This is a genomic window from Thiomonas sp. TH-17 (genome assembly GCF_057473305.1).
Genome location: NZ_JBYCKI010000183.1, coordinates 1 through 8,721, shown reverse-complemented (window position 1 = coordinate 8,721; position 8,721 = coordinate 1). Strand labels below are relative to the sequence as shown.

Genomic DNA, 8,721 nt, shown 5'->3' with positions numbered 1-8,721 from the left:
TGGCCGCCGTCAGCGTGGTCTTGCCGTGGTCCACGTGACCAATCGTGCCCACGTTGACGTGCGGCTTGGTCCGCTCAAACTTTTCCTTCGCCATGATTCAAACTCCTCAAGCCTACAAAGATGGACAAATCGATAAATTCAACTGGTGCCCATGGCGGGAATCGGACCCGCGACCTCTCCCTTACCAAGGGAGTGCTCTGCCACTGAGCCACATGGGCCTGAACGCTTGCGCGCTCAAGAGAAAACCGTTACATAACAACTACTAAATACCGCAGGAGCTGGAGCGGGAGACGGGAATCGAACCCGCGCCATTAGCTTGGAAGGCTAAGGTTCTACCATTGAACTACTCCCGCCTTGCCAAGCCCTGGACGCCCTGGCGAGGCCCGGAGCGACCGATGGCCGCCAACACGACAGAACACCGCAGCAGAAACCAAAAGCAGCAAAGCACATCATTCTTGCGCCTGGTGGAGAGGGCTGGATTCGAACCAGCGTACTCGTAAGAGGGCAGATTTACAGTCTGCTGCCATTAACCACTCGGCCACCTCTCCGAGGCGAACCGCGGATTCTTAGCGATTTTTGCGGCAATGTCAAATAAAAGGACTTTGCGTCGGCTCAATCGAAGAGCGCGCGCAGGGCTGTGCCCGGGTCGTCCGCGCGCATGAAGGCTTCGCCGACGAGGAATGCCTGAACGCCGGCAGCCCGCATGCGCGCGACGTGATCTGAGGTCAGAATGCCGCTCTCGGTCACAACGACTCGGCCCTCAGGAATCTGCGGCAGCAGATCGAGGGTGGTCTCCAGCCGGGTTTCAAAGCTGCGCAAGTCGCGGTTGTTAATGCCAAGCAGCGGCGTGCGCAGCGCCAGCGCCGCCTGCAGTTCAGCCGCGTTGTGCACCTCGACCAGCACATCAAGGCCGTAGCCCATCGCCTCGGCTTCCATTTCGATCAATTGCGCCCGTGGCAGAGCGGCGGCGATCAACAGCATGCAGTCGGCCCCCATCGCTGCAGCCTCGGCGATCTGGTAGGCGTCGACCATGAAATCCTTGCGCAATACTGGCAGCGCGCAAGCCGCCCGCGCCTGCTGCAGATAAGACGGCGCCCCCTGGAAGTACTGCACATCGGTGAGCACGGACAAGCAGGTCGCGCCCCCGGCCGCGTAGCTGCGAGCGATGGCGGCCGGATCGAAGTCGGCCCGCAGAACCCCGCGCGACGGACTGGCTTTTTTCACTTCCGCGATGACGGCGGGCCCGCCCGCGGCGACTTTGGCCTGCACGGCGGCGGCAAACCCCCGCGTTGGGCCCCGCGCTGCAGCCTGCTCGCGCAGCGAAGATAAAGGCACCCGCTCGCGCGCCGTTGCCACTTCTTGCGCTTTGGTGGCGAGGATGCGCTGAAGGATGTCGCTCTCAAGAAGCTCGCTGGGCCGCCCCGAGAGTTTCTTGCCCCTTGAGGGGAGAGCCGAGCGAAGCGAAGGGTTTCGGGGTGGGCTCATACGCTGGCCGCCGGTTTTTGCATGGCGTGGGTGACGCGCACGAATTCCTGCAATTTGTCGCGCGCTGCGCCGCTGGAAATGGCTTCGCGCGCCATCTGCACGCCGTCGATCAAGGCGGGCGCGACGTTCGCTGCGTACAGCGCGACCCCTGCGTTGAGCGCCACGATGTCTCTGGGCGCACCCGCCACATCGTTGAGCGCCTCGTGCATCAGTTCGATGGACTGAGCTGGGCCTTCCACCCGCAGCGCCTCCAGCGGCGCGGACTTCAGCCCGAGATCGCCGGGGTGAATGGCGTATTCGCTGATCTGGCCGTTCTTGAGTTCGCCAATCAGCGTCTCGCCCGACAGCGACACCTCGTCGAGACCATCCAGCCCGTGCACCACCAAGGCGTGCTCGCTGCCCAGCCTTTGCAAAACGCGCACCAGAATACCGACCAGATCGGGGTGGAACACCCCGAGCAACTGGTTAGGCGCACCCGCGGGGTTGGTCAGCGGCCCGAGGATGTTGAACAGGGTGCGCACCCCCAACTCTTTGCGCACCGGCGCCGCGTGCTTCATGGCCGGATGGTGGTTGGGCGCGAACATGAAGCCGATGCCGCATTCGGCCAGGCTTTGCGCTACCTGCTCCGGCGTGAGCTGGATGTTGGCGCCCAGCGCGTCGAGCGCGTCGGCCGAGCCGGAGGAAGAACTCACGCTGCGCCCGCCATGCTTGGCCACCTGCGCCCCGGCGGCGGCGGCGACAAACATGCTGGCGGTGGAAATATTGAAGGTGCGCGCGGAATCGCCCCCTGTGCCGACGATGTCGACCAGGCGCTTTTTGTCGGCCACTTCGACCGGCGTGGCGAATTCGCGCATCACCATCGCGGCGGCGGTGATTTCGCCGATGGTTTCCTTCTTCACCCGCAGGCCGGTGATGAGCGCGGCCATCATGACCGGAGACATTTCGCCGGTCATGATGCGGCGCATCAGCGCGATCATTTCATCGTGGAAGATTTCGCGGTGCTCGATGACGCGCACCAGCGCATCGTGATTACTGATGGTCATGGAAGTGGCCCTCGTTCAACGCCAGAAAATTCTGCAGCAGCCGGTGGCCGTGCTCGGTCTCGATGGATTCCGGGTGAAACTGCACGCCCTCGATGGCGAAATGGCGATGGCGCACGCCCATGATTTCGCCATCTTCGGTCTGCGCGGTAATTTCCAGGCAGGCCGGCAGGCTGTCGCGCTCGATGGCCAGCGAGTGATAGCGCACCACGGTGTACGGGCTGGGCAGGTCGGCGAACACGCCTCGGCCGTCATGGGTGATGGGGCTGGTCTTGCCGTGCATGATTTGCCGCGCCCGCACGACCCTGCCGCCAAACGCGGCGCCGATGGCTTGATGCCCCAGGCAGACGCCCAGAATGGGCAGTCGCCCGGCGAAATATTGCAGCACCGGCACGGAAATACCGGCCTCAGCGGGCGAGCACGGCCCGGGAGAAATGACGATGCGCTCGGGATTGAGCGCCGCGATGGCTTCGAGATCGAGCTCATCGTTGCGCACGGTGTGCACGTCCTGGCCGAGTTCGCCGAAATATTGCACCAGGTTGTAGGTAAAGCTGTCGTAGTTGTCGATCATCAGCAGCATGGTGGGCTCCGTGGGTCTGGGAAGAGAGGTGGCGGGCGGCGCTTTAGCCGTCCAGCCCTTCCTGCACCTGTTCGGCCGCGCGCAATACGGCGCGCGCCTTGGCCTCGGTTTCGCGCCATTCCATCTCGGGCACGGAATCAGCCACCACGCCAGCGGCCGCCTGCACGTACAACCAGTTGTCCTTGACGATGCCGGTGCGAATGGCAATGGCCAGATCCATGTCACCGGCAAAGCTCCAGTAGCCGATGGCCCCGCCGTACAGCCCGCGCCGGGTGGGTTCGAGTTCGTCGATGACCTCCATCGCCCGAATCTTGGGCGCACCTGACAGCGTGCCCGCCGGGAAGGTGGCGCGCAGCACGTCCATCGGCGTGCGCTGCGCTTGCAGCAGCCCCTCGACGTTGCTGACGATGTGCATCACATGCGAATAGCGCTCGATGGCGAACGCCTCGGTCACCTTGACGCTGCCGGTCTGCGCGATGCGGCCCAGATCGTTGCGCGCCAGGTCGATGAGCATCAGATGCTCGGCGCGCTCTTTCGGGTCGGCCAGCAGTTCGGCCTCGTTGCGCACATCGGCCTCGGCGGTTGCGCCGCGCGGCCGCGTGCCGGCCAGCGGGCGGATGGTGACTTTGCGCCCTTCGGGCACGGCCTCTTCGCGCACCAGAATCTCGGGCGACGAGGCCGCAATCTGAAAGTCGCCGAAGTTGAAATAAATCATGTACGGCGAAGGGTTGAGCGAGCGCAGCGCACGGTAGAGCGACAGCGGCGAATCGCTGAAGCGCTTGCGCAGGCGCTGCCCCACCTGCACCTGCATGAAGTCGCCGGCGGCGATGTAGTCCTTCGCCTTCTCGACCGCTTTCAGATAGTCGGCCTTGTCGAACTCGCGCTCGATCGGCGTCACGCTGCTGCGCTGCATGGGCGGCGCCGAAACGGAATAGCGCAGTTGCTCGCGCAGACCGCGCAAGCGCGAGCGCGCCTGGCTATAGGCCTCGGGCTGGCCGGGGTCGGCATAGACGATGAGGTAGAGCCGCCCCGACAGGTTGTCGATCACGGCGAGTTCTTCGCACAACATTAGCAGGATGTCGGGCATGCCCAGCGGATCGGGCTTGGGATGCTTGGCCGCAGACGCCATCAGGCGCGGCTCGATATAGCGCACCGCGTCATAGCCGAAATACCCCGCCAGCCCGCCACAAAAACGCGGCATGCCCGCAGGCAGCGCCAGCTTGAAGCGGGCGTGGAACGCCTCGATGAAATCCAGCGGCGGCGCTTCGGAGGTTTCCACCACTGCGCCGTCGCGCAACACCTCGGTGAGGCCATTCTTCACTCGCACCTGCGTGCGGGCGGCCAGGCCGATAAAAGAGTAGCGGCCGAAGCGTTCGCCGCCGACGACAGATTCCAGCAAAAAGGTGTTTTGCCCGGCTCCGGCGCCCACCCCGAGCTTGAGGTAAAGCGACAGCGGCGTTTCCAGATCCGCCAGCGCTTCAGACACGAGCGCAATGCGGTTGTAGCCCTGGCGGGCCAGTTCTTTGAATTCGAGTTCAGTCATGTTCGTCTCAAGGGTCGGCTGCCCCGCAGGGGCGGGCAGCGGATATCACGGGAGCGCAGCCTGTTGCCGATACGGCCCTCGCGCATTGACGCGCGGATGGGGCGCAGATCGGAGGTGATTCAGGCCGCAGCAGCGGGCACGACCAGCCAGAACCGCCAGGGCCAAGCCCCCCGGTCTCCAGAACCCGATGCGTGTCGCCGATGGATGAACATGGAAAGTGAATGAATCGCGCAGATCTATCCGAGTGAGCGAATGTAGCAAACTCCTGGGAGCCTGTCGGGTTTGGGTCGCGCAGAGCGAAAAAAGGCTGTGGGGATGGCATGCGGCGACGGATTTGCCGCTCCATAGCCGCAGCTATGGAGCAAAAAGCCGCTGCCGCAGGACGCCGCACAGCCTTTTTGCAGCCCGCGATTCCCAAGCCTGACAGGCTCCTGGGCCACTTTTCGCACAACGGCTTCAAGCGCCGAAGTTTTCCGGCATCTGCACCGCAACGACCTCTCCGCGCACCGTGGCCACGCCGCCCGCAAATACCGTGGACTCCACAACGACTTTGCGGCCCTTGATTTCTTTCACCCGGCCGCGAATTTCCAGCTCGGCGCCCAAGCGCGTCGGCTTGAGAAAGTCGACATGCAACGATCCAGTGACGAATCGGAACGCCGGTTGCGTGTCCATCTCGCGCCCTTCGGCGCGGTACATCGCCGCTGCCGCCGTGCCGGTGCTGTGGCAATCGATCAGCGAGGCGATCAATCCGCCGTACACAAATCCAGGTACTGCGATGTGATAAGGCTGGGGCGTGAAGCGAGTCACCGTTTCATCGCCGTCCCAGACTGTCCGGATCTGATGCCCCTCGGCGTTGAGACGGCCGCAGCCATAGCAGTGCGCCAGTGCATCGGGGTAGCTATCCTGAAAAACCTTGGGCATGACGTCTCCTTCATGGGGTGTTGTCGGAGCATCTTAAACGGCACTCAACCTGAATTCACTTGTCAAAACACGACGTTTTACGAAAAATGAACGACCGTTCGATAACAAGCAACAGGAGACCACATGAATCACACCGCTCACAAGCCGCTGCGCACCTTCGGCGCAACCGCCGCACTGGCTATCGCGTCCTTCATGCCGAGCGCGCAGGCGCTCACCCTGCACGGCGTGGAAATTCCGCCGCAAGTGGATGTCGGCGGCAAGGCGCTGGCGCTCAACGGCGCTGGCACCCGGTACGTGTTCTTTTTCAAGGTTTACACCGCCGCCCTATATTTGCCGCAAAAAAGCGCGCAACCACAGGCGATTTACAACATGGCCGGACCGAAGGAGTTGAAACTCACCATGCTGCGCGATGTGAGCGGCAAGGAGCTCGGTGACAAACTCAACGACGGCATCAAGAACAACCTCAGCCCGGAGGAGTTCAGCGCCTTCATTCCCAGCCTGGTGCAACTGGGCGGCCTGTTTGCCCAAAAAAGCCAGATCAAAACCGGGGAAACAGTGACCATCCGCGAGAATCCTGGCAAAGGCAGCACCATCGCCATCGATGGCGTGCCCTCGGGCGGGGTATTCACCGAGCCGCAGTTTTTCAATTCCATGCTCAAAATCTGGCTGGGCAAAGATCCGGCTGAAGACCGGCTCAAGCGCGCGCTGCTGGGCAACGAAGCGGACAGCAACTGACTGGCTTCACCTGGCAAGGCTTGCGCGCCGTCATGTTTGGTGACCACTCAAACACGCCGTTTCGGTGAAAACCCGAACATGCAAGGGGTGGGTTCATAAAATAAGATTTGGCTGATATACCCACAAACCACCCGAGGATCGTCCATGAAAACAGTTCTGACCGCAACCGCCATCGCGCTGGCCGCGACGTTCGGCGTCGTAAGCGCCAATGCCGCCGTCAAAGTGGGCGGTGTCCCCGTGATGCAAACCGCCCCGGCCAACGGCGTGCCCCTGCTGATCAACGGCGCTGGCGTGGTCAATATGGGCGGCAAGATGGCCGCGGCGGTGTACCTGCCGCAAAACACCACGTCGGCCAGCAGCATCATGACCATGCCCGGCGCCAAATCGATTCGCCTCACCGCCCTTTCCAATATGTCGGCGGACGCTCTGGCCAAGGCGCTGGATGCTGGGGTGAAAAAGGGCGTGTCCGCGGCACAGTACGCTTCGTTCAAGCCGGCGATGGACGCTTTCAGCAAACAACTGTCCAGCGTGAAGCAGATCCCCAAGGGCCAGACGGTTGAGCTGCTGTTCGAGCCCTCCAACGGCATCGTGCTGATGGGCCCGGGCGCGCACATCATTCCGGGCACCGGCAACGCCGAGCTGTATCAGGCCTTGCTGCGCATGCTGCCAGCAGGCGTGCTGTCCAACACGACGATTCAAAAGCAGAACATCAACGGCTGATCGCGTAGGTTCTGCCCACAAAAAAGCCGCTCCTGTTCGGAGCGGCTTTTTTATTTCTGCGTTCGGAGTTTTTTAGATGGGAAGCAGATCGCCGATGCGGTCGGCAAAGCCATCTGCGTCCACCGCGCGCACGGGCTCGCCGTGGTTGTAGCCGTAGGTGACCAGAGCCACCGGGCAACCGGCAGCGCGGGCGGCCAGGGCATCGTTCTGCGAATCGCCGATCATCAGCACCACGGCCGTGGGCAGACCGATCTGCTTGCAGGTTTCGACCAACGGCATGGGGTCGGGCTTCTTGCGCGGGAAGGCATCGCCCCCGTTGACCACCTCGAAATGGTCGAGCAGCCCCTTGATGCCCAGCAGCTCGCGGGCATACACCGTGGGTTTGTTGGTGATGCAGGCCAACCTCAGCCCGGCGGCTTTCAACGCCGCCAAGCCCTCTGGCACGCCCGGGAAGGGATGGGAGTACTGACCATTGATGGTGCCGTAGATGCGTTGGTAAGCCTCGATGGCGCGCGGGTACAGCGCATCGGCCTGGTCGTCGGCGAGGTGGATGCGCAAGGTCTGCAGCACCAGGTACTCGGAGCCCTTGCCGATGCGGTGTTCGACCTGCTCGCGGCTGACGCCGGGCAGGCCGAGTTCGTCCATCAGGCGCGACAGGGCGGCATGAAAATCGCCCAGGGTGTCGATCATGGTGCCATCCAGATCGATGATGGCGGCCTGAACGGTATGGCCCGCCAGGGTCAGGGCAGGTGCCGCGGCAGTGCGCGCATCCATCAGGCCACCTTCGCGAGGTTGGCGCGCATGGAGTCGATCACGGCCTTGTAGTCGGGCTTGCCGAAAATGGCGCTGCCAGCCACGAAGGTATCCACCCCGGCCGCGGCGGCCGCAGCGATGTTGTCGGGCTTGATGCCGCCGTCGATCTCCAGCAGGATGTCGCGCCCGCTCTGCGCCTTGTAGGCGTCGAGCTTGGCGCGCACCAGTTTGGCCTTGGGCAGGCTGCTCTCGATGAAGCTCTGGCCACCGAAGCCGGGGTTCACGCTCATCAGCAGCACCAGATCGACCTTGTCCATGACGTAGTCGAGCACGTCCAGCGGCGTGGCTGGGTTGAACACCAGCCCGGCCTTGGCGCCTCCGTCGCGGATCATCTGCAGCGTGCGATCGACGTGCTTGCTGGCCTCGGGGTGAAAGCTGACGATGTCGGCGCCCGCCTTGACGAAGGACTGGGCGATGGCGTCTACCGGTTCGACCATCAGGTGCACGTCAAGCGTGATGGGGGCGCCGTCGGCCTTCTTGCAGTAGGGCTTGATGGCCTCGGCCACCAGCGGGCCGATGGTGAGGTTGGGGACGTAATGGTTGTCCATCACGTCGAAGTGGATGAAATCTGCGCCGGCGTCGATGACGTTGCGCACCTCCTCGCCCAGACGGGCAAAGTCGGCCGAGAGAATGCTGGGGGCGATGCGGTAGGTTTTCATGGTGTTCATTTTAGAGGGATGCCCAACTGTTTCCACGGGGATTTGAACCCATCTGCATGACGCGGCGCAATTCCCTGAATGTCCAGCCTTCTCAGGCGCGCACTCCTAACTCCTAGGAGCCTGTCGGGCTTTGGAATCGTCGGCTGCAAATGGGGCGCAGCAGTCCATTTTTCACCGGCTTTTTGACCCATAGCGCGGCTATGGGCCTGCAAATCCGGCAAAAAC

Annotated in this window: 11 protein-coding genes and 3 tRNA genes; 2 read left to right on the top strand and 12 right to left on the bottom strand. The window is 63.0% G+C overall.

What is annotated here, in order from left to right:
• The 9 genes from AC2VLV_RS11150 to AC2VLV_RS11110 all read right to left on the bottom strand — a co-directional run.
• Positions 1 to 94: GTP-binding protein (locus tag AC2VLV_RS11150; protein WP_018003793.1), on the bottom strand; the 94-nt coding region annotated here is incomplete at its 3' end.
• A 49-nt stretch (positions 95 to 143) separates the two neighbouring features.
• Positions 144 to 218: transfer RNA gene (locus AC2VLV_RS11145), tRNA-Thr, on the bottom strand.
• Between the two features lie 61 nt (positions 219 to 279).
• A tRNA-Gly gene (locus tag AC2VLV_RS11140) sits at positions 280 to 353 on the bottom strand.
• Between the two features lie 109 nt (positions 354 to 462).
• Positions 463 to 548, bottom strand: a tRNA-Tyr gene (locus tag AC2VLV_RS11135).
• A gap of 64 nt (positions 549 to 612) precedes the next feature.
• Entirely contained in the window at positions 613 to 1,485 is an 873-nt protein-coding gene (gene trpC / locus AC2VLV_RS11130; RefSeq protein WP_486990047.1) for an indole-3-glycerol phosphate synthase TrpC, read from the bottom strand.
• Positions 1,482 to 2,528, bottom strand: coding sequence for an anthranilate phosphoribosyltransferase (trpD, locus tag AC2VLV_RS11125; protein ID WP_486990046.1), 1,047 nt, complete (start codon positions 2,526 to 2,528; stop codon positions 1,482 to 1,484). Before trpD ends, trpC begins: the two co-directional genes overlap by 4 nt.
• Positions 2,515 to 3,105 carry an anthranilate synthase component II gene (locus AC2VLV_RS11120; RefSeq protein WP_486990045.1) on the bottom strand — a complete coding sequence of 197 codons (591 nt, stop codon included), beginning with the start codon at positions 3,103 to 3,105 and terminating at the stop codon, positions 2,515 to 2,517. Before AC2VLV_RS11120 ends, trpD begins: the two co-directional genes overlap by 14 nt.
• Positions 3,106 to 3,148: 43 nt before the next feature.
• Entirely contained in the window at positions 3,149 to 4,648 is a 1,500-nt protein-coding gene (trpE, locus tag AC2VLV_RS11115) for an anthranilate synthase component I (protein WP_486990044.1), read from the bottom strand.
• A gap of 456 nt (positions 4,649 to 5,104) precedes the next feature.
• A complete protein-coding gene (locus AC2VLV_RS11110; protein WP_486990043.1) occupies positions 5,105 to 5,569 on the bottom strand; it encodes a PaaI family thioesterase in 465 nt (154 codons plus the stop codon).
• Positions 5,570 to 5,692: 123 nt separating this feature from the next.
• On the opposite strand from AC2VLV_RS11110, the gene AC2VLV_RS11105 reads away from it, so the two are divergent.
• A complete protein-coding gene (locus AC2VLV_RS11105) occupies positions 5,693 to 6,304 on the top strand; it encodes a chalcone isomerase family protein (protein ID WP_486990042.1) in 612 nt (203 codons plus the stop codon).
• 144 nt (positions 6,305 to 6,448) lie between these two features.
• On the top strand, positions 6,449 to 7,024 hold the full coding sequence (locus AC2VLV_RS11100; RefSeq protein ID WP_486990041.1) for a chalcone isomerase family protein: 576 nt from the start codon (positions 6,449 to 6,451) through the stop codon (positions 7,022 to 7,024).
• A gap of 72 nt (positions 7,025 to 7,096) precedes the next feature.
• Here AC2VLV_RS11100 and gph read toward each other — a convergent pair whose 3' ends face one another.
• The 3 genes from gph to AC2VLV_RS11085 form a co-directional block, all read right to left on the bottom strand.
• The gene (gene gph, locus AC2VLV_RS11095; protein ID WP_486990040.1) at positions 7,097 to 7,798 is read right to left on the bottom strand and encodes a phosphoglycolate phosphatase; all 702 of its coding nucleotides are present in this window, start codon (positions 7,796 to 7,798) and stop codon (positions 7,097 to 7,099) included.
• The gene (gene rpe, locus AC2VLV_RS11090; RefSeq protein WP_486990039.1) at positions 7,798 to 8,496 is read right to left on the bottom strand and encodes a ribulose-phosphate 3-epimerase; all 699 of its coding nucleotides are present in this window, start codon (positions 8,494 to 8,496) and stop codon (positions 7,798 to 7,800) included. The genes gph and rpe overlap by 1 nt, the downstream gene beginning before the upstream one ends.
• 5 nt (positions 8,497 to 8,501) lie before the next feature.
• Positions 8,502 to 8,721, bottom strand: a 220-nt coding sequence (locus tag AC2VLV_RS11085) for a hypothetical protein (RefSeq protein WP_486990038.1), incomplete at its 5' end; no start/stop codon positions are given.

What these genes read in the sequence shown, in the direction of transcription:
- trpE (WP_486990044.1), bottom strand. Translation starts at nt 4,648, where the DNA reads ATGACTGAACTCGAATTCAAAGAACTGGCCCGCCAGGGCTACAACCGC.
- gph (WP_486990040.1), bottom strand. Translation starts at nt 7,798, where the DNA reads ATGGATGCGCGCACTGCCGCGGCACCTGCCCTGACCCTGGCGGGCCAT.
- rpe (WP_486990039.1), bottom strand. Translation starts at nt 8,496, where the DNA reads ATGAAAACCTACCGCATCGCCCCCAGCATTCTCTCGGCCGACTTTGCC.
- AC2VLV_RS11120 (WP_486990045.1), bottom strand. Translation starts at nt 3,105, where the DNA reads ATGCTGCTGATGATCGACAACTACGACAGCTTTACCTACAACCTGGTG.
- trpC (WP_486990047.1), bottom strand. Translation starts at nt 1,485, where the DNA reads ATGAGCCCACCCCGAAACCCTTCGCTTCGCTCGGCTCTCCCCTCAAGG.
- trpD (WP_486990046.1), bottom strand. Translation starts at nt 2,528, where the DNA reads ATGACCATCAGTAATCACGATGCGCTGGTGCGCGTCATCGAGCACCGC.
- AC2VLV_RS11110 (WP_486990043.1), bottom strand. Translation starts at nt 5,569, where the DNA reads ATGCCCAAGGTTTTTCAGGATAGCTACCCCGATGCACTGGCGCACTGC.
- AC2VLV_RS11105 (WP_486990042.1), top strand. Translation starts at nt 5,693, where the DNA reads ATGAATCACACCGCTCACAAGCCGCTGCGCACCTTCGGCGCAACCGCC.
- AC2VLV_RS11100 (WP_486990041.1), top strand. Translation starts at nt 6,449, where the DNA reads ATGAAAACAGTTCTGACCGCAACCGCCATCGCGCTGGCCGCGACGTTC.